The following is an 18,215-nucleotide window of genomic DNA, read 5'->3' on the forward strand; positions in this document are numbered from 1 at the left end:
CATTCCTCAGAGCCCCACAGTGTCGTGATATGGTTAAAGCTTGTTGAAGATCATTGCATATTTGCGGGTTTTAGCGTGAAATCGTATACTTCAGGCTCGCTTGGAGCGATCAATTACCTCCGTCTGACTTAATCTCATCCATAAGAGCGCCAGCAGAGTTTGGCGCAGCGGGGCGGCGGGCCACGACCACGCAGGCCAGAATAATCAGACCGGCGCCAGACAGAACCCACCAGCCTGGAACTTCTCCGAAGAAAAAATAGCCAATCACAATGGCCCAGAGAAAAGCCACGTATTCGATCGGCCCCAGGCGAGATGCTTCTGCGCGGGAAAAGCCCCAGGCCATCAGCAGGTGGCCGAATGTTCCAAGGCAGCCGACAATCAGCGCCTGTCCCCAGTCAAGGGTCGCAGGCGGAGTCCAGGCGCTGATGCCAAATGGCAGAACAATCAACGCGCAAAAACCCGTCTGTACCATCACCATGGCAGCCGGAGCGTCATGGGACGAATGCAGCCGGGTGAGAACAAGAGCCACGGCATAGCCAAGTGAAGCAAACAATGCAGCCAGGTAACCGGATAGAGAGGCTTCAGAGCCAAATCCGTTCACCAGCTCCGGTCCCATGATCAGAAGAACACCCAGAAGGCCGATAAAAACGCCTGCGATGGCCTGGACCGTAATCGGCTCTTTCAGAACAAGCGCACCCAGAAGCACAAGAAACAGTGGCGCGGTGAAGGCAATGGTGACGGCAACCGCCAGAGGCAAAACAGAAAGCGCATAGAAGAACGAGCTGGCCGTGGCAACAATGGCCAGCGAGCGCACAAAGCCTGTACGAAAGGCATTTGCCGAGAGACGCGGCGAGGTCAGCATGATGAAAAAGGGAACTGCTGCCAGCATGCCGAACCCGTAGCGCAGTGTTACGATCTGGGCGATGGTGAATGTGCCTGACAGATCCTTGATCAGCGCATCCATGATCGACAGAACAGACACTGCCGCCGCAACAGAATAAAGCGGCGCAAGACCCGACTCACTGCGCATGACAACTCCCCAATCCCAAAAAAGGGTGAGGTTAGAACCTGCGCCCACCAGGATGCAACGTGTTTGTGAGAGAAGGAATGCTGTTGCAGTCTCCGGTGGTAAAAGATAATGGTTGTAATTGATCTTGGTTGCGTAATGTGCAGGCAAACAGCTTATTGGTACCCCATGAGACAGCCAGGCAGCAGATACCGCAGAATACTCTGGTGGATATCAAACAGAGAGCTTGCGGCTATTGCCGTGATCTGCACGGTCGTAACAGCAGTTATCACTGTTATGTCGTTCTTCGGGTCTCATCTTTTCTCTTCCAGCGACCGCGCTCCGTTGGAGCAGGCGAGTAATCCTGTCGGGATTACCTGGGTCAATACTGCAATTTCGGATGAACGCAGATTGGTAGTCGACCAGGCTCTGCGCCAGTTGCTTGGTACCCAGAACTGCCAGCTTGCACTTGCCATTCAGGGTTACACCGAAATTCATCAGTCAAAAGACGAGACGTCTCATGGCTTTCAGTCCTCCTATCTTGAAGGGCGTTTTTCTGTTCAGGATGAAATGAAAAGAGAAACGGACTGGATGTCGTTGTCAGCTGCTGCAAAGGGTGATTATTCTGAAACCAGGGCGTTATCTGGTTTGATGGAAAAGCTTGAGGTTGCGTTCAGGGAAACGGGACTATGTCAATCTGAATAGGGGTGTCGAAGGGATGATTTGGAGTTCGGTTTACAAATTTCTGATTGTATCAGTTGTCTGTTCATTGGCGCTGACTGCAAAGATATCTCCGTCATATGCAGCAGGTTCAATCCTGGAGAGCGCAGACGAGCTGGCAAAGCTGATCGTTGAGAAAGCACTGCCGGACGGCAAGGGTACAATTGCAGTCTCGACGATTACGCATAGTGACAATACCTGCTCGGATCTCTCGAATTTTCTGTCAGAACAGCTTGTGGATTCGCTCTTCAACGCGAATGGTGGATCGTTCTCGATTATCGAGCGCAGCCAGCTCAACGCGATTTTTAAAGAGCTCAACCTCATCTACGACGGGACCGTTGCTCCCGACACGGCAAAGAAAATTGGTGAAATTGAAGGGGTCAATGCTCTGGTAACGGCGAAAATCACGGAATTCGGGGATCGAATTATTGTGCAGGGCCGTCTTATCAGCACGACTAATGGTAAGGTTTTCTCAACAGCCCGTTCGTCATTTCCGCGGACAGGAACCATTTCCTCAATGCTCAAGACCAGGTCACGTGCGACATGCGGGTTTGCCGTGGCGACTGGTGGTAACCCTGCCAGACAAACGGTAAGTGTTACGAATACCTCTTCGCAGATTGACGCAGGAAACACGTATGAGTCCTCGTCCTTTGATGCACATATCAGCAACATACGCCTTTCATCGGATGGTGAGACGATCAACGGAAGCATTCGGTTCGTCAACAAGTCAAAGAAACCCATTGGTTTGTCTTACATCAGTAACACGCTTCATGTGACCGGAGACGATGGGGAAGATCTGAAATGGAAAGATAAATGGAAAGGCCTGAGGACTTGTGGACGAAGTAACGGTTTCCAATATTGTACTGATCCGAACGGGCCAACGACAATTATGCTAAAACCTGGCAAGATTCTTCAGCATAATTTCAACGTCACGCGCAAGAGTGGCAAAGCTGTGTCAAACGTCAGTATCGGTATGGAGCTTGTCGTGGTTCCTGACGTTGCAAAGCTGGGAAAATGGCAGGTGGAAACCGTCAGTTTCTTCGATGTTCCAGTCCGTAACTGAATCAAACGCGAACGGCTAAATATCATCCACTACGGATTATTTTATGCAGCAGGGCATAACTCCGGTCAGGATGATGAGGGCGACCTTGCTCACTCATCAATCGTGAACGGAACAACCTGCTCGCCGGTTTTGCCGGACAGGCTGTCTTTGAGGCGGACAACCAGTTCATAAGACCCCTGTGGCAGGGCAGGGACATCAATGGAGATGTCGACACTGAGATCGTCACGACGGCTCTGGCTGTAGCCTCCGAACTTTGCAAAGTTCTCTGTTGTTCCCAGGATCTGACCGGTGGTGTTGCGGATTTCAACGTCTGCCGTCATACGGATTTCGTAACCCTGGTCCGTATGAGGCTGGCCATAGCCCACAGGTTCCGCGTAAAGGCGGATGGTATCACCAGCCTTGAACGTGGACTGGTTACTTGCCGTGTAGAGACCGTATCCATCAGATGAGGTGACAAACAGGGCCTTGGCAAAGCTTAAGGGCATTGCGGCGCGAATGGCGTCTGCAGCCTTGGTGAGTTCACTGAGCGCGGCCTGGTGATCGCCCTTGTTCAGATGGTTTTCTGCCAGCGCAGCTTTCGACTGAAGGTCGCCCGCATGCACTGCAAAAGGAACCAGGGAACCGGCAAAGGCCGCCGCAAGAACGATATGACGCATGACACCCAACTCCGTGCCTGATGCGGCCGGGATCAGTTTTCCACAGCGCGCAAGCTTTCTTATTGATATCTCGACGGCAAAATAACTGTGGAATCAAAAGGCGCAAGCCTGAATCGGCGCTATCGTAAACAGATCTGCCCATTTTCCGCCCCAAGATGGTCACTTTTGGCTGATCGGCGGGTTATTGGGGGTGTTGTCTGGCGGCTCATGCGACTTTTTCTGACCAGGTCGAGCGCTTGCGGTAAATGGTCGACGGACTGATTTCGAGCGCATTGGCAGCCGCTGTAATATTGCCGCCAAAGGCTGTGATTGCTGTTTCGATAATCTGCCGTTCCTGTTCCCAGAATGGTTTGATCGGCACGACACTGTCTGTGATCAAGGGGGCAGCATGCATAGGGTTGCGCGCAGTTTCGGGCACGTCAAAGTCAGCCAGCATCTCGGCTGTCAGAACGGGGCCATCATGCAGCATCACAGTCTGGCGGATAGCGTTCTGAAGTTCTCGCACATTACCAGGCCAGAGGTGATGCTGAAGCATCGCCATTGCGCATTGATCAAGACTTAGGAAGCGCTTGCGCTCGGCCCGGGTAAAGTCCGCCAGAAAATGCTCCGCCAGCGGGGCAATGTCATCACCCCGGTCGCGCAGGGGCGGGATATGAAGTGGGAAAACCCGCAGATGGTAATAGAGATCCGCACGAAGGAAACCGGTTCGGATCGCTGTTTCAGGAGACTGACTGTCGGCAGAGATAAGGCGCGGCGCTGAGGCAGCCTCTGCCGAAGTGGTATCTATCTGGCCAAGCAGGAAATGCTGTTCGTCCTCGTTCAGCTGGGTGATCCGGCGCAGGAACAGCGTTCCGCCCTGTGCTTCGTCCCAGGCTCTGGACAGATCACCTTCGCCACAAGTGAAACGGACAAAGGTTCTGTCTGATCGGGGAGACAGGCTGTGCAGCAGAGAGGCTGCAGATGATTTTCCGGCCCCATGCTCGCCTGTGAGGAAGACAGGAGTATCTGCCTTGGCAATCCGGCGGATTGATCGCTCAAGAGCCTGCATGGCCACAGAACAGCCAATAAAGGCCTGAGAAACTGTCTCTGAGGGAGTGGCATTGGCCTCCGCCGTATCAGGGGCCTGAGGCTGCAGAGCGTAGTTCAGCGCTTTGTTGAGCGTGTCGAACAGGTCGGTTCCCCGGAAGGGTTTACGCACCAGACCGGCTGCGCCAGCGCGGAAGGCCGCGATTTCGTCTTTCGGCGTCGGAAGTGTTCCCAGCAAGACAAGAGGGCAGTTCAGCCGCGCTTCCACCCGTTTGAAACGGGACAGATCACCAATATATTGAGGATCAATCAGAACAATGTCATAGGCGATTAACTGGCGCAGGGCTACCGCATCGTCAAGACTGTCTGCATGGTCGCAGAGAACAGGTTTTTCGGTGACTTTCAGAAGATAATCGCGGACGAGGCGATGGCTGGTGGGGTCCGTATCAACAATAAGAATACGTGTCGGCTTTGTTGCGCCCCGTTTCGCCCCCATAACAATCCTTACCTCGGTCTTTACGTCTTGACTGGTCTTCTACGCTTTCCCTATTTGTGACCGGGTTATGGTAAATAAACAGTTTCTTGCGCGGTATCAGGGTGGGCTGTTGATAAAATGATCAACAGTCGAGGTCGCTTGAGTGAAATACCGCTTAACGGCGGGATTTGAAAAACGTGCGCAGAAGAGTGGCCGATTCTGTTTCGGCCAGTGCCGAATAGACATCGGGTCGATGATGGCAGGTTGCGGCATTATAGAGCCGCACGCCATTCTCCACTGCGCCGCCCTTAACGTCTCCCGCCCCATAATAGAGCGTTTCAATCCGGGCAAAGGAGATTGCGGCAGCACACATGGGGCAGGGCTCAAGCGTGACGTAAAGACTTGAACCGGGCAAACGTTCACTACCCAGCGTCTCGCAGGCCGCCCGGATCACCAGAATTTCGGCATGCGCTGTGGGGTCCTTCAGCTCAAGGGTCCGGTTTCCGGCCTGAGCGATAATCTGATCACCCATGGCCAGTACGGCGCCAACCGGCACTTCGCCGCGATCAGCCGCCTGTCTGGCTTCCTCCAGGGCAATTTCCATAAAGGATTGTCGTTTCACGCTCGCACCATTCAAAAAGCTCTGCTATGCACGAGCCATGAAAGACAGAAGAGAACAAAAGACGCAAGCCAAAGCCCCAAAGATGGGCGAGGCAGCAGCAGGCGAACGCATTGCCAAGGTCCTGGCACGTGCGGGCCTCTGCTCGCGCCGGGATGCCGAGCGCTGGATTGAGGCAGGCCGGGTATCCGTCAACGGTCGCAAGCTTTCAAGTCCGGCGCTGAATGTGACCCCGACCGATACCATTCTGGTTGATGGCGAGCCCTTGCCGCAGCATCAGCGGACGCGCCTGTGGCTTTATCACAAGCCGCGCGGGCTGGTGACCACGACGCGCGATCCGGAAGGGCGGCCCACCGTCTTTGACGAATTGCCGGAGGACCTGCCACGGGTCATCACTGTCGGACGCCTGGATATCAACACCGAGGGCCTGCTGCTGCTCACCAATGATGGTGGCCTGGCCCGAGTGCTGGAACTGCCGGAAACCGGCTGGTTGCGCCGCTACCGGGTCCGTGCCCATGGCAAGGTGACGGAAGCCCAATTGAAGTCTCTCGCTGATGGCATCATCGTCGAAGGCGTTATGTATGGCGCAATTGAAGCCGAGATTGACCGTGAACAGGGGGATAACCTCTGGCTTACGCTGGGCCTGCGTGAAGGCAAGAACCGTGAAGTGAAAAAGGTTCTCGGTGCGCTGGGTCTGACGGTAAACAGGCTGATCCGTGTATCCTATGGACCTTTCCAGCTGATGGATCTGAAAGCCGGTGCCGCCGTGGAAATCCGCAGTCGGGTTCTGCGTGATCAGCTTGGTGAGCGTCTGGCCCGGGAATCCGGTGCTGATTTTGAAGCTCCGCTACCACCTGCGCCGAAAGCCCAGTCAGCCAAGGCCCAGTCTGCCAAAGCTCAACCTGGCAAGCAAAAGCGGGGACAGGCTGACGATGGCAAACCTGCCAGGGGCGGAAAGCACGCTGGAAAACAGGGCACAGGGCAGAGCGCAGGTCAGGGCAAAGAGGCCAAAGGCAAACCAGGCTCCAAAGGCAAGCCAGGTGGCCAGAAGCGTCGCAGCTCAGATCCGGTAGAAGAAATCATTCGTGAAGGAAAACGCCGCAATGCGCGTCGTCGGCGGTAAGTTTCGCGGCAAGGCGCTAGCAGGGCCGAAGACGGATGCCATTCGGCCAACGACGGACCGGATGCGGGAATCTGTCTTCAATATTCTCGAGCATCGCTTTGGCGGCCTTGAGGGCAGGCGGGTGCTGGATCTGTTTGCGGGAACCGGTGCACTTGGGCTGGAAGCCATGTCGCGCGGGGCAGAGCATGCCCTGTTCGTTGAAGAAGGTGTCGAAGGACGTGGCCTTCTCCGTCGCAATATCGAAAGCCTTGGCCTGATGGGGCGGACCCGGATTTTTCGCCGGGACGCCACAAAACTGGGCGAGGTGGGCACGCTTGAGCCATTCGATCTGGTCTTCCTTGATCCGCCCTACAGCCGGGGGCTTGGTGAACAGGCACTGGTTTCAGCTGCCGGTGGCGGCTGGTTGAAGGCCAGCGCGCTTTGTGTGTTCGAGGAAGCCGCAGGTGCCGAAGTGGCAATCCCGGATGAGTTCTCACTTGAAGACGAGCGCAAGGCCGGGGACAGCGTCGTACGCTATCTGGCCTATACAGGCTGAAGACTGGACTTCCCGAAATCTGATCTTATCTATGAGCGATAGGCGGGTGCGGGACACGCATCCGGTGCCCAAGAATTTTTCAACAAACAGGATGATGCCCGTGTCTGAAACCCGGTATGCCTCTGTCGCTGACTTTCCGATTTCCAAACGCTGGCCTGCCCAGCACCCGGACCGCATTCAGCTTTATTCCTTCCCGACACCCAATGGCGTCAAGGTTTCCATCGCTCTTGAGGAACTGGGTCTGCCGTATGAACCGCACAAGGTCACCCTGTCGGACGCGGATGTGAAAAGCCCGGAATTCCTGTCCCTCAACCCGAACAATAAAATCCCTGCCATCATCGACCCCAATGGCCCTGACGGTCAGCCTATCGGCCTGTTTGAAAGCGGTGCGATCCTCGTCTATCTGGCCCAGAAGACCGGAAAGCTGATGGGCAAGACGGAAGCTGAAAAACTGGAAGTCCTGCAATGGCTGATGTTCCAGATGGGTGGCGTCGGTCCGATGTTCGGTCAGCTTGGGTTCTTCTATGCCTTTGCCGGTAAGGAGATTGAGGATGACCGCCCGCGCAATCGCTATATCAACGAGGCCAAGCGTCTGCTGAATGTGGTGAATACCCGCCTTGAAGGCCGTGACTGGATCGTCAATGACTTCTCGATTGCCGATATTGCCATTGCACCTTGGCTCACCACGATCAACAAGTTTTACAAGGCTGGAGATGTGACCGGGTTTGACAGCTTTGAGAATGTTGCAGCCTATGTGGAGCGTTTCAATGCCCGCCCGGCAGCGGAAGCGGGATGGAAGATCCCGGCTCGGGATTGATCTTCCGATCTTAAATGTTGTGAAGAGGCGCCCGGTGAGGCGCCTTTTTTCATGACAACTGCCGAATATCTCCGGCTTTTCCCATCTCAATCAGCTTTGTATGAAGATTACACGGCAGATGGCGCGACTGCCCGGGTGTAACAATGGCACCATTCCACAAGAGATGGCCGTTGATGCCAAGGCTCAGATTGGTACAGCGTGATCTGATCGAGTTGAGAAGTGTCTGAAACTCTCCCTGGGTGAGCGTAATATAGGCCATGACTGGTTCTCCTCATAAACGAGTCCAAAGGCCCCCTTGAGGACAGATAAGAAGAGAAGTGTGGAGGTTCTATGGAGAGCTCGTCAAAAGACCGTCAAGACCAGTTGAACTGGTCCTGACCCTAGACGCGATCCTCCCCGTCCTTCATGCGCTCAAGAACAGGCGGTGATCTGAGGATGAACCAGCCACCGGCCAGAACCACGGCAGAGGCCAGAACAAAGCGAAGTGTAATCGCTTCTCCTGTGGCAAAAGCTGAAGCCAGTGTGGTGATAATCGGCACAGCCAGTGTCAGAGGGGCGAGGACGGAAACCGGGTGCTTCTGGAGCATCCAGGCCCATAGACCATGCCCCAGAATGCTGCCGATCAGGGCCGTATAGCAAAGCGCAATGAGCGCGGTCAGTGAGGCATTCTGCACCTCTGTCACCGGGCTTGCACCTTCCAGCATGGTCCCAAGCGCCATTATCGGAATGCCGAGAATGGAGGTCCAGCCGATAATGTTGACGGCGTTGACACCCTGACACCACTTGACCAGCACATTGTAGCAGCCAAGGAAAAAGGCACAGAGTACAGCCAGCAACAGCGCAAACTGGCTGCTCAGAAGCCCCGGATCATAATAGAGGATAATGATGCCGGAAAAGCCGACGCCAAGGCCGATAATCCGGCGAATGCCCGGAATCTCTCCCAGAAGCAGCCAGGCCATCAGAACGGAAAAGGCCGGTCCGAGCTGAACAAAGACCGCAATGCCCGCAACACTGGATGTTTCCTGCAATGCCCAGAAGAGGAAGCCGAAATGCCCGGCAACCAGAACCAGGGTCAGCAGGCAAAGCTGCCGGAAAGTCTGCCAGTCTGGCCACTTGAGAAATGGTGAAAGCAAAATCCCCACAAGGCAGAACCGACCCAGCAGGGTCGTTGTGACAGAAAGGTCAGTCACAGAGAAGCGGATTGCGACGAAATTACAGGCCCAGCTGAACAGAATCACGATCAGCACGGCGAAGTCACCGAGGCGCAGCGAAGACATAGATATCATCCGATAGAGAAGAGGACCGGCTCGAGGGAGCCGATCAGTTCTTGAACCCTAGTTGCCAAACAGGATGTTGCCAAGTGATTTAATGGCTTCTTCCTCAAGACTTCGCTGATCCTGCTGCTGGGGCTGTGCGCCGCCTGAATTCTGGTTGCCACCAGCCTGATTGTTGTTCTGATTGTTCGTCTGGCCCGTATTCTGATTTTTGTTACGTCCACCGGCCGCATCCAGAAGCTGGCCAAGGCCTTCGCCAATGCCGCCCGCACCTTCACCCAGCACATCTTTGACCACGGTGCCGACCTTGCCCGCACCTTCAACGCCTTTGAAAAGCTCCGAGCCGACGCTGCCACCCAGAGATTGAAGCTGACGGAACGCGTTGCCCGGATCTGTCAGAATGCCCTTGATATCCGGATAGATCTGCGGGTTGTCCCAGGATCCGCGAATGATGACCGGAACCGGCAGACCATCCAGCCCCACGCGGCCGCCCTGACCCGTCAGATTGGCCACGAGCTTCGGTTCAACACGATAGTCGATGGTCCGTGGTGGCATGGAAACCGTCCCGGAGCCTGAAACGCGCACAAGCGGGCCAAGCAGGCGCAGGTCGTCATTGCGGCCAATGCCATTGGTAAAGTTGAAGCTGGCGGCAAACTCGCTGAAATCCGTTTTCTCTGACTGGGTATTGGTCCAGCCTGTGAGAATGTCGGTCGTCAGTGCCCGCATCATTCGGGCGATATTGATCCCCACAATGGCACCGTCTGCAAAGGCAAAGGCAGCGCGGCCGTTCAGGGCAGAGACAAGTTGGGCTTCGCTTGCACCCGTTGTGGCAAAATCAAGAGCGATATTGCCTGTACCCTCGACGGAATCAAAGTTTGCAGCATCTTTCAGGAAGGGACGGGCATTCAGGCCGTTCAGGTCAAACTTTGCCTGTATGGCCGGGGAGGCTGACCGTGTGTCCAGAACGACCCGACCTGATCCGGCACCGCGATAGAGCGCCAGTTCCGCCAGATTGGCCTCGGCAAAGCCATCTTTGATGGTAACAGAGAGACGGCTTTGACCGGTCTTGATCTTGTTAGCCTTCAGGACCCGTGTGGTTACATCAAGAGACAGGTTGAGGCTGTTGAGAGCGGAGAAGTCTATTGGTTCAGTGCTCCAGCCACGTTTGCCGCCAGAGGATTGTCCGCCGGTTTGCGCATGCTCGCCTGCGCTTTCACCCGATCCGAGGAAGGGGGTAACATCAAGGGCATCGAAGACGAACTGCGCCTTGATATCGGGCTTGCCAGCCAGCCCGACGGACGCCTTGCCTGACCCTTTTGTCTCGCCAAAGGTGAGGCTTATCTGTTCAAGGCTGAGCGCCTTGTCGGAGGCGGCAAGCTGGGTTTTGAGGGACAGATCTCCATCTGGTGTGCTGTCACCGGTCTGTTGACCGACCCAGCCGAGGAAACGTTTTAGGGAATCGGCCGAAACAACCACTTCACCATTGGCCAGGGTCTGGCCCGCCGGGTGAAGACGCCCGTTATAACGAACCCAGATCGGGCGGCTCTTCAGAGACAGCTTGGCATTGGTCGGCTTGCCATCAAGAAGAGGGCGGGGGTCTGCTGTTGCATCCAGCGAAACGCGTTCACCATTCCACGTCAGTGCACCGTCAAGACGCACCGGCGAGGTGAGGGAAGTGACAGAGGCTGTAACGTCAAGATTGCTGACCGTATCAGCCTTCGGGTTGCCAAGAAGCGCGCCGACACCGCTGACAGAGGCATCATGCATCCGCAGTCCGGCATTCAGCTCCAGGGCATCTTTAAGAGCACTGGTCGTGCTGCCTGCTGCCTGAAAGCTCGCTTCTGCTGAAAGGCGGCCTTTTACCTTGAAGCCGCCGGTACCGGCAAGAGCAAGAAGTGGTGCGGCATCAAGACCGGAAAGGTTGGCAGAGCCTGAAAAGACCGGCACGCCATTCACCTGGAGTGCTGACAGATCCAGCGCTGCAGAGCCGCCCGAAAGCTTTGCCTGCTGCAGTTTGGCGCTCAGCGCTCCATCCTGAACCCGTGTGATAAAGACCACGTCTTTGACGGTCTGACCCATGCCTTTGAGGTCGGCAATCCGCAAGTCGACAAAGCCGTCAAAGGCCTGAAGCGGAGACAGATCGATCGGGCTTTCGGTTTCGCCCCCTGTCGTTGTCTGGGTGTTTTCGGAGGTGGTGGACCCGGAGGACGTGGTTCCGCCCTGACGCAAGGCGTCCAGATCCAGCTGAGGCACATCAACAGCCAGACGCACAATGGGTTTCGCTCCACCGGTGCTGATCCGGGCCGCCGCGACAAAAGGCAGATCATCGGCCTTGCCATCCAGCTGCAGGATCTTGATGTCCGGCCCGGCCATTTCCACCTGGCTTTCAAACGACAGGGCTCTGACAGGAAGGTCAGGACTGCTGCCGGAGAGCCATGAAGCGAGACCGGCAAGAGATGGCAAGGCACCGTTGACATCACCCTTGAACAGGGTTTCAGCTGCCATGGCCTGGCCATTGACGGTGAGACGCACAGTGTCGGAGGTAAGAGACACCGCGACCGCGCTCCCGGCCTTGCGGATCAGATCATATGGGTTGCCGACGGTCAGGCCGATATCGTGGCTCTTGCCCTTGAAGCTGAACCGCCCCTTGGCAAGCGCTGGTTCATTCAGGGCAGGCAGCGACAGGTCCAGAGCGAAGTCGTTGACCAGGGTTGCCTCGCTGCCATCCGCGCCACGCTGGACAAGCTGGCCGTTGCGGATGATAAATTTCTTCAGCCGGAATGTTTCAGGCGAAAGACCACCAAGCGGGTCATCATTTGAAGAGGCCCCGCCACCCGGATCAGAATTCTGCGTTGTATTGGCACCATCCCCGGACGGGGCGCTGCTCAGGGTGATGCGCGGCTGCTCCAGTTTGATCTGAGAAATTTCCACCACACCATTAAGAAGCGGGCTCAGCGCCAGGCCAAAATCCACTTCCTGAATGGAGAGGAGAGGCGTGCCGTCTGCTTCGGTCAGGGTGACTTGTTCCGCATTCAGCTTCAGGCCGGTAATGACGCTGATGCTGACATCCCCGTCAATGGACAGACGCTTGCCTGTTGCACCGGAAACCCGCTCGGTCACCTGGGATTTGACGAGATCTGTCGAGATGAACATCGGCGCAATAAGCAGCGCCAGAACTGAAATCCCGAGGACAGAGCCGAGAACGATAAACAACTTGCGCATGATCTAACCGGGGTCCGCGATTCTAATGGTTAAGGGAATTATAACAGAGGTTGTCCGTGAGTTCTCCCTTCTGGTTCGAGGATACTGCGGAAAACTGGCAAGGATATGGTTCCTGCCAGCCTTTGCAGGTGTTCGGGCTTCTTTGACGTCAAAAGCGGCCGGTGAAGATGCCGGTCAGCTTTTTTGCGCGGTCTGACAGGCATCCAGAAAGGCCCTTACCGGAGCCGCACTGCCTTTCAGTGAAAGGGACAGAGGGTCAGAAGCCTCGGTTGTGAGCGTCAGCGACTGTTCACGGATGACTGCAGTCCAGAAGGAATCGTCTGTTGAAAGAGTGAGGACAGGGTAGAAATACTCGCCATCGCCGAAATAATGGGCGACTTTCGCGGTCATCCCCTGCCGGTATTTGCCAGCGGCGACCTGCAGTACAATATCGTCATTGGTCTCGACGCCTTTGAGTTCCATAAGGAAATCGAGCTCAATCGTTGAAGAACCAGCCATACAATTTGCACGCAGATAGCGGGCATCTGTTTCCGGAATACCAAACTCCAGACTGTCATTGCCGGAATGCCACACAAACGGGGGTTCAGTGGCCTCGGATGCTGTGGGCATCAACGCCAGTGCTGAGGCAAGAATCGTCAGTGTCAGAACGAAAAACCAATCAAACGAACGCATAATAATAATCTCCAAATCAATATATGACCTGACTCAGAGAGGAGAAAATGGCGGTATTATGACCCTGTTGGGGTGAGTTTTGACCTTAGGGTCAAGACTCATTGCTCATGCCCATTCTGTTCATCAGGGAAGGGCAGAATGAGCGCAAACAAGAGCGCAGGACAGGTGGATCCTATTCAAGCTGTTGTTTGTGGTCAGGCTGAGCTTCCCTGATGAACCCAAAGGGCGGGGTCATTTTACCGTCCGGCTTTGTTGGAGGTCCTTGAAAACCGGAAGGTTTCCTGCGGACCTCCGCCGCGCCGGACGAAAAAATGACTATCGCAGAATGGACGTGAGCAATGAGTTTTGACCCTAACGCCGCCCAAACAGGCGTTCGATGTCTGTCAGTTTGAGTTCCACATAAGTGGGGCGTCCATGATTGCACTGGCCAGAATGTGGCGTTGCTTCCATGTCGCGCAGGAGGGCGTCCATTTCCTCTGCACGCAGCCGTCTGCCGGAGCGGACAGAGCCGTGGCAGGCCATGGTGGCAGCCACATGATCGATCCGTTCCTTGACGCTGTCTGCCGTATCCCATTCCGCCAGTTCATCAGCCAGATCGCGGATGAGGCCCTTTATATCCGGATTGCCCAGCATGGCCGGGGTCTCGCGCACGGCAATGGCACCGGGGCCGAAAGAGTCGATAGCCAGCCCGGCCTCCAGAAGATCTTCGGCCCGGTCAATCAACCGGTTTGCATCCTCTTCCGGTAACTCGACAATCTCCGGAATCAGAAGAGCCTGCCGGGCAATGCCTTTCTCGGCAATGGCGGCTTTCAGCCGTTCATAGACCAGGCGCTCGTGCGCTGCATGCTGATCGACAATCACCAGGCCATGGTCCGTCTGGGCGATGATATAGTTCTCGTGAATCTGGGCACGGGCCGCACCGAGCGGTCGTGAAACCCGCTCTCCATCCAGCGGACTGTCGGACGGGCGGGTATCAGCGCTGGGCTCAGCCAGCGGTGTGAGGCCATCTCCGTCATCCTGGGCAAAGCCACCTTGCTGCGGCATCAGCGGGCGTTGACCGGACTGTTGCCAGTCGTAATCCATCATCGGCGCAGCGCGATGGGATGAGGAGGCCTGATAGGCAGATGAAACACCCGTCGATTCCGCGTCGCTTGTAGACTGATGCAGGGACGGGGAGGTGACCAGCGCATCCAGTGTGGCCGAACCGCCAGTTGATGATGAGCGATGTCCTGCCAGGGTCAGAGCCTGTTTGATCGACCCCACAAGCAGGCCACGCACAAGGCCCGAATCCCGAAACCGCACATCAGCTTTGGCCGGATGGACATTGACATCCACCAGATGCGGATCAAGATCGATAAACAGCGCCACCATTGCATGCCGGTCTCGTGCCAGAAAGTCCATATAGGCCCCGCGAATGGCACCCAGCAGCAGCTTGTCCCGGACGGGGCGACCATTGACAAACAGGAACTGCATCATGGAATTGGCGCGGTTGAGGGTCGGAAGACCGACAAAACCCGTCAGACGGATATCTTCCCGCTCCGCATGAATGGGCAGGGCGTTGTCCTGAAAGTCCCGTCCCATGATCTGTCCAAGACGCACAAGCTGGGCATCGTCGCCTCTCGCAGCCGGATAGTCGGTCTGCGACCGGTCTGAGCCGCGAATGGTGAACCGTGTTCCCGGATGGGCCATGGCCAGCCGCTTGACCACATCGGTAATGGCATTGGCTTCTGCCCGGTCGGACTTGAGGAATTTCAGTCGGGCCGGAACCGAGAAGAACAGATCCCGCACCTCGACCCGGGTTCCTCTGGGCTGGGCGGCCGGGCTGACGTCGGATTGTGCACCGCCATCAACGCTGATCTGCAGGGCCGTATCGCTGTCCGCCTGCCGAGAGGTGATGGTCAGCCGGGCCACTGAGCCGATTGAGGGCAGGGCTTCGCCGCGAAAACCCAGCGTGCGGATATCCATCAGGTCGTCTTCGGTCAGTTTCGATGTACAGTGACGCTCCACCGCGAGCTGCAGATCGGTTTCGCTCATGCCGTGACCATCATCAGTCACCTGCAGCAGGGTCTTGCCACCGCTGGCAGTCACCACTTCAATCCGCTCGGCACCGGCATCAAGAGCGTTTTCAATCAGCTCCTTGGCCACGCTGGCCGGGCGCTCGATGACTTCACCGGCGGCGATGCGATTGATCACGGTTTCTGACAGACGGCGAACGGCCATAATGCGCTTGGGTCCCTGAAAAGGAGGTTCAGGTCCTATGTTGCCGGATTCGAGGGGAAAGACAAATCAGAATGGGTGTGAACGAGGAGCTTTGACCCTGGGTGGCACATCGTGATATTCAGCCGCTGATCAAGACTACAGAATCTCACTTCAACCCTCGGATAGCGTCATGAATGTTCTGTTGATAGGCTCTGGCGGGCGAGAGCACGCTCTGGCCTGGGCCCTGTCGAAATCTCCTCTGCTGACCACATTATATGCCGCCCCCGGCAATGCAGGTATCAGCGAACTGGCCGAATGCGTGACGTTGAATGTGGATGATCATGCCGCTGTCATCACCTTCTGCCGTGACAAGGGGATTGACCTTGTGGTTGTCGGCCCGGAGGCACCTCTGGTGGCCGGTCTGGCAGATGACCTGAAAGCCGCAGATATTCCGGTCTTTGGTGCATCCCGTGAGGCGGCAGCCCTTGAGGGGTCAAAGGGCTTCACAAAGGACCTCTGTGCCGAATTCAACATTCCAACCGCAGCCTACAAACGGTTTTCCGATGCTGATGAAGCATCTGACTACGTTCGCGAACGCGGCGCGCCTATCGTCATCAAGGCTGATGGACTGGCAGCCGGCAAGGGTGTTGTGGTCGCCGAAACGCTTGAAGAGGCCCTGGCTGCTGTCGACATGTGCTTTGAAGGTGGTTTCGGCAAAGCCGGTGCCGAGGTGGTTGTCGAGGACTGCCTGGTTGGTGAGGAAGCCAGTTTCTTTGCCATCTGTGACGGAGAAACCGCGCTGCCGCTTGCAACCGCTCAAGACCATAAGCGCGTCGGAGACGGGGATGTGGGACCGAACACCGGTGGTATGGGTGCCTATTCACCAGCACCGGTGATGACAGAGGCAATGATTGCCCGCACCATGGATGAAATCATCCTGCCCACTGTCAATGCCATGAAATCCCGCGGTATGCCCTTTGTCGGTGTGCTCTTTGCGGGCCTGATGATCACCGAGAAGGGCCCGGAACTGATCGAACACAATGTGCGCTTTGGCGATCCGGAATGTCAGGTGTTGATGATGCGTCTTAAATCTGATCTGCTTGACCTGATGGCAGCTGCCGCAAAGGGCGCGCTCTCGGGTAAAAGCGTCCAGTGGTCTGATGATGTGGCTCTGACCGTGGTTCTTGCCTCAAAAGGGTATCCGGGATCTTATGATAAAAATACCCCGATCAGCGGACTGGAGCAGGCCGAAGAAGACGATGTCGTACGCGTCTTCCACGCGGGAACCGCACGTGGCGATGAGGGCACTCTGCTGGCCACCGGCGGACGCGTGCTGAATGTGACCGCCCTTGGCACGTCTGTTTCCGAAGCCCAGAGCCGGGCCTATCAGGCTATTGACCGCATCACCTGGCCCAATGGCTTCTGTCGTCGTGATATCGGCTGGCGTGCTGTTGAGCGGGAAGAGGCTTAGGGTCAAGACTCATTGCTCACGTTCATTCTGCGATAGTCCTTTTTTCGTCCGGCGCGGCGGAGGTCCGCAGGAAACCTTCCGGTTTTCAAGGATCTCCAACAAAGCTGAACGGTAAAATGACCTCGCCCGTTGGGTTCATCAGGGAAGCTCAGCCTGACCACAAACAACAGCTTGAATAGGGTCCACCCGTCCGGCGCTCTTGTTTGCGCCCATTCTGTACTTCCCTGATAAACAGAATGGGCGTGAGCAATGAGTCTTGACCCTAGTATCCGCCTCTGGAGTGAAGCCGTTCCGGCTTGTGACATAACTTCAACACATTGATCTCAAGAATAGATCCTGTCCGGACACGATTATACCTGTGTCCGGACACGGAAAAAATTGCATCCGCATATTTCGGATCGCATGTCTGTGTCATTGAACGCGGAACAGGATATTGCCCTGAGGAGCGAGTGACCATGAGTAAGAAAACCGAGACAATTGAGGTCCGGATTTCTCCGGAAGTCAAAGCTGAGTTCAGCGCCTTGTGCAAAGCACGGGGAAAGCCGCTCAGCCAGATTGTCCGAACGCTTGTCGAACGGGAAATATCCACCTCCGCAGACGATCATTTCAGCAGAGGAATAAGCCCGATGACACAGGCGCTATCAGGAAAATGGAAATCTTTTGCACTGTCGACCGTCGCCGTCGCCACATTGGCGATTGGCTGGAATATTGCCGTACAAACCCCTGTCACCGCGCAGAGCGGGGTGCGGGTTACATTTGCCATGCTGGACCGTAACGAGGACGGAGTGATTTCCAGAGATGAATTCGAACTTGGCGATGAGGTCAGTGTAACCGTCACCGAGAACGGATCAGTCATCAGAGATGTGAAACATCCGGCAGCAGAGGTGCCGAAAGTATGCCGTGATGACTTTGAAAAATTTGAGGCAGACGCCGACATTCAGAAGACCGTTGAGACGCTCTTTACGGTTGATGCGGACAAAGACGGAACCATCACATATGACGAATTCCTGGCTGCGATGAAGGAGGATGCCCAAAAACAGTTCAAGCGTCTGGACAAGGACAAGAGTGCTTATCTCAACCGCAAGGAGCTTGCGGAGCTGGCGAAGCTTATGTGGTCTGAAGGAAGTTCCCTCAGCCCGGAATGTGAGCAGGCTCTGTTCAAAGGTCTGCCCGGATATCCGCCACCAGCCCAGGAGAAGATTTATGGCGTCCCGGCTGACGAGCTACGCGTCGTGTTTGCTATGATGGACGCTGACCGGAACGGGAAGATCAATTTCGCGGAGTTCTTTGATAATCTGCCGACGGTTGAAATAGACTTCGGAAGCAGTGTCCGCTGA

The 18,215-nt window shown here is 55.9% G+C and carries 16 protein-coding genes; 7 read left to right on the forward strand and 9 right to left on the reverse strand.

The features are described from left to right. Nucleotides 1-109: 109 nt before the first annotated feature. The gene (locus RA157_RS12595) at nt 110-1,030 is read right to left on the reverse strand and encodes a DMT family transporter (protein ID WP_350333477.1); all 921 of its coding nucleotides are present in this window, start codon (nt 1,028-1,030) and stop codon (nt 110-112) included. A 273-nt stretch (nt 1,031-1,303) separates the two neighbouring features. Here RA157_RS12595 and RA157_RS12600 point away from each other — a divergent pair, with 273 nt between their 5' ends. Together RA157_RS12600 and RA157_RS12605 are read left to right on the forward strand one after the other, a co-directional pair. Continuing rightward, a complete protein-coding gene (locus RA157_RS12600; RefSeq protein WP_350333478.1) occupies nt 1,304-1,711 on the forward strand; it encodes a hypothetical protein in 408 nt (135 codons plus the stop codon). A 13-nt stretch (nt 1,712-1,724) separates the two neighbouring features. Beyond that, complete coding sequence (locus tag RA157_RS12605; RefSeq protein ID WP_350333479.1) at nt 1,725-2,789, forward strand: CsgG/HfaB family protein; 1,065 nt, start codon at nt 1,725-1,727, stop codon at nt 2,787-2,789. A gap of 89 nt (nt 2,790-2,878) precedes the next feature. On the opposite strand, the gene RA157_RS12610 is transcribed toward RA157_RS12605, so the two are convergent. From RA157_RS12610 to RA157_RS12620, 3 genes are all read right to left on the reverse strand, one after another. After that, nucleotides 2,879-3,445, reverse strand: a complete 567-nt coding sequence (locus RA157_RS12610) for a hypothetical protein (protein ID WP_350333480.1) — start codon at nt 3,443-3,445, stop codon at nt 2,879-2,881. Nucleotides 3,446-3,650: 205 nt separating this feature from the next. Beyond that, a complete protein-coding gene (locus RA157_RS12615; RefSeq protein ID WP_350333481.1) occupies nt 3,651-4,967 on the reverse strand; it encodes a sigma-54-dependent transcriptional regulator in 1,317 nt (438 codons plus the stop codon). A 154-nt stretch (nt 4,968-5,121) separates the two neighbouring features. Beyond that, nucleotides 5,122-5,568: a nucleoside deaminase gene (locus tag RA157_RS12620; RefSeq protein WP_350333482.1), complete on the reverse strand. Its 447-nt coding sequence runs from the start codon at nt 5,566-5,568 to the stop codon at nt 5,122-5,124. 82 nt (nt 5,569-5,650) lie between these two features. Between RA157_RS12620 and RA157_RS12625 the strand changes: the two genes are divergently transcribed. From RA157_RS12625 to RA157_RS12635, 3 genes are all read left to right on the forward strand, one after another. Next, nucleotides 5,651-6,688, forward strand: coding sequence for a pseudouridine synthase (locus RA157_RS12625; protein ID WP_350333483.1), 1,038 nt, complete (start codon nt 5,651-5,653; stop codon nt 6,686-6,688). Beyond that, on the forward strand, nt 6,669-7,223 hold the full coding sequence (rsmD, locus tag RA157_RS12630; RefSeq protein WP_350333484.1) for a 16S rRNA (guanine(966)-N(2))-methyltransferase RsmD: 555 nt from the start codon (nt 6,669-6,671) through the stop codon (nt 7,221-7,223). The genes RA157_RS12625 and rsmD overlap by 20 nt, the downstream gene beginning before the upstream one ends. 100 nt (nt 7,224-7,323) lie before the next feature. Next, nucleotides 7,324-8,040 (forward strand): glutathione S-transferase family protein, encoded by a 717-nt coding sequence (locus RA157_RS12635; protein WP_350333485.1) that lies wholly within the window; start codon nt 7,324-7,326, stop codon nt 8,038-8,040. 49 nt (nt 8,041-8,089) lie between these two features. On the opposite strand, the gene RA157_RS12640 is transcribed toward RA157_RS12635, so the two are convergent. The 5 genes from RA157_RS12640 to mutL all read right to left on the reverse strand — a co-directional run bounded on the left by RA157_RS12640 (nt 8,090) and on the right by mutL (nt 15,428). Continuing rightward, a complete protein-coding gene (locus RA157_RS12640; protein WP_350333486.1) occupies nt 8,090-8,299 on the reverse strand; it encodes a hypothetical protein in 210 nt (69 codons plus the stop codon). Nucleotides 8,300-8,420: 121 nt separating this feature from the next. Further along, nucleotides 8,421-9,317 (reverse strand): DMT family transporter, encoded by an 897-nt coding sequence (locus tag RA157_RS12645; RefSeq protein ID WP_350333487.1) that lies wholly within the window; start codon nt 9,315-9,317, stop codon nt 8,421-8,423. Nucleotides 9,318-9,374: 57 nt separating this feature from the next. Then, nucleotides 9,375-12,536: an AsmA family protein gene (locus RA157_RS12650; RefSeq protein WP_350333488.1), complete on the reverse strand. Its 3,162-nt coding sequence runs from the start codon at nt 12,534-12,536 to the stop codon at nt 9,375-9,377. A gap of 174 nt (nt 12,537-12,710) precedes the next feature. Continuing rightward, on the reverse strand, nt 12,711-13,208 hold the full coding sequence (locus RA157_RS12655; RefSeq protein ID WP_350333489.1) for a hypothetical protein: 498 nt from the start codon (nt 13,206-13,208) through the stop codon (nt 12,711-12,713). 351 nt (nt 13,209-13,559) lie between these two features. Next, nucleotides 13,560-15,428 carry a DNA mismatch repair endonuclease MutL gene (mutL, locus tag RA157_RS12660; RefSeq protein WP_350333490.1) on the reverse strand — a complete coding sequence of 623 codons (1,869 nt, stop codon included), beginning with the start codon at nt 15,426-15,428 and terminating at the stop codon, nt 13,560-13,562. A 169-nt stretch (nt 15,429-15,597) separates the two neighbouring features. On the opposite strand from mutL, the gene purD reads away from it, so the two are divergent. Continuing rightward, entirely contained in the window at nt 15,598-16,878 is a 1,281-nt protein-coding gene (purD, locus tag RA157_RS12665; RefSeq protein ID WP_350333491.1) for a phosphoribosylamine--glycine ligase, read from the forward strand. Nucleotides 16,879-17,333: 455 nt separating this feature from the next. After that, nucleotides 17,334-18,215: an EF-hand domain-containing protein gene (locus RA157_RS12670; RefSeq protein WP_350333492.1), complete on the forward strand. Its 882-nt coding sequence runs from the start codon at nt 17,334-17,336 to the stop codon at nt 18,213-18,215.

It is taken from the genome of Coralliovum pocilloporae, from assembly GCF_030845175.1.
GTDB classification, from domain to species: Bacteria; Pseudomonadota; Alphaproteobacteria; order Rhizobiales; family Cohaesibacteraceae; genus Coralliovum; species Coralliovum pocilloporae.

Coding starts and splice junctions, on each gene's coding strand:
- RA157_RS12595 (WP_350333477.1), bottom strand. CDS start 1,030: ATGCGCAGTGAGTCGGGTCTTGCGCCGCTTTATTCTGTTGCGGCGGCA.
- RA157_RS12600 (WP_350333478.1), top strand. CDS start 1,304: ATGTCGTTCTTCGGGTCTCATCTTTTCTCTTCCAGCGACCGCGCTCCG.
- RA157_RS12605 (WP_350333479.1), top strand. CDS start 1,725: ATGATTTGGAGTTCGGTTTACAAATTTCTGATTGTATCAGTTGTCTGT.
- RA157_RS12610 (WP_350333480.1), bottom strand. CDS start 3,445: ATGCGTCATATCGTTCTTGCGGCGGCCTTTGCCGGTTCCCTGGTTCCT.
- RA157_RS12615 (WP_350333481.1), bottom strand. CDS start 4,967: ATGGGGGCGAAACGGGGCGCAACAAAGCCGACACGTATTCTTATTGTT.
- RA157_RS12625 (WP_350333483.1), top strand. CDS start 5,651: ATGGGCGAGGCAGCAGCAGGCGAACGCATTGCCAAGGTCCTGGCACGT.
- rsmD (WP_350333484.1), top strand. CDS start 6,669: ATGCGCGTCGTCGGCGGTAAGTTTCGCGGCAAGGCGCTAGCAGGGCCG.
- RA157_RS12640 (WP_350333486.1), bottom strand. CDS start 8,299: ATGGCCTATATTACGCTCACCCAGGGAGAGTTTCAGACACTTCTCAAC.
- RA157_RS12645 (WP_350333487.1), bottom strand. CDS start 9,317: ATGTCTTCGCTGCGCCTCGGTGACTTCGCCGTGCTGATCGTGATTCTG.
- RA157_RS12650 (WP_350333488.1), bottom strand. CDS start 12,536: ATGCGCAAGTTGTTTATCGTTCTCGGCTCTGTCCTCGGGATTTCAGTT.
- RA157_RS12655 (WP_350333489.1), bottom strand. CDS start 13,208: ATGCGTTCGTTTGATTGGTTTTTCGTTCTGACACTGACGATTCTTGCC.
- mutL (WP_350333490.1), bottom strand. CDS start 15,428: ATGGCCGTTCGCCGTCTGTCAGAAACCGTGATCAATCGCATCGCCGCC.
- purD (WP_350333491.1), top strand. CDS start 15,598: ATGAATGTTCTGTTGATAGGCTCTGGCGGGCGAGAGCACGCTCTGGCC.
- RA157_RS12670 (WP_350333492.1), top strand. CDS start 17,334: ATGAGTAAGAAAACCGAGACAATTGAGGTCCGGATTTCTCCGGAAGTC.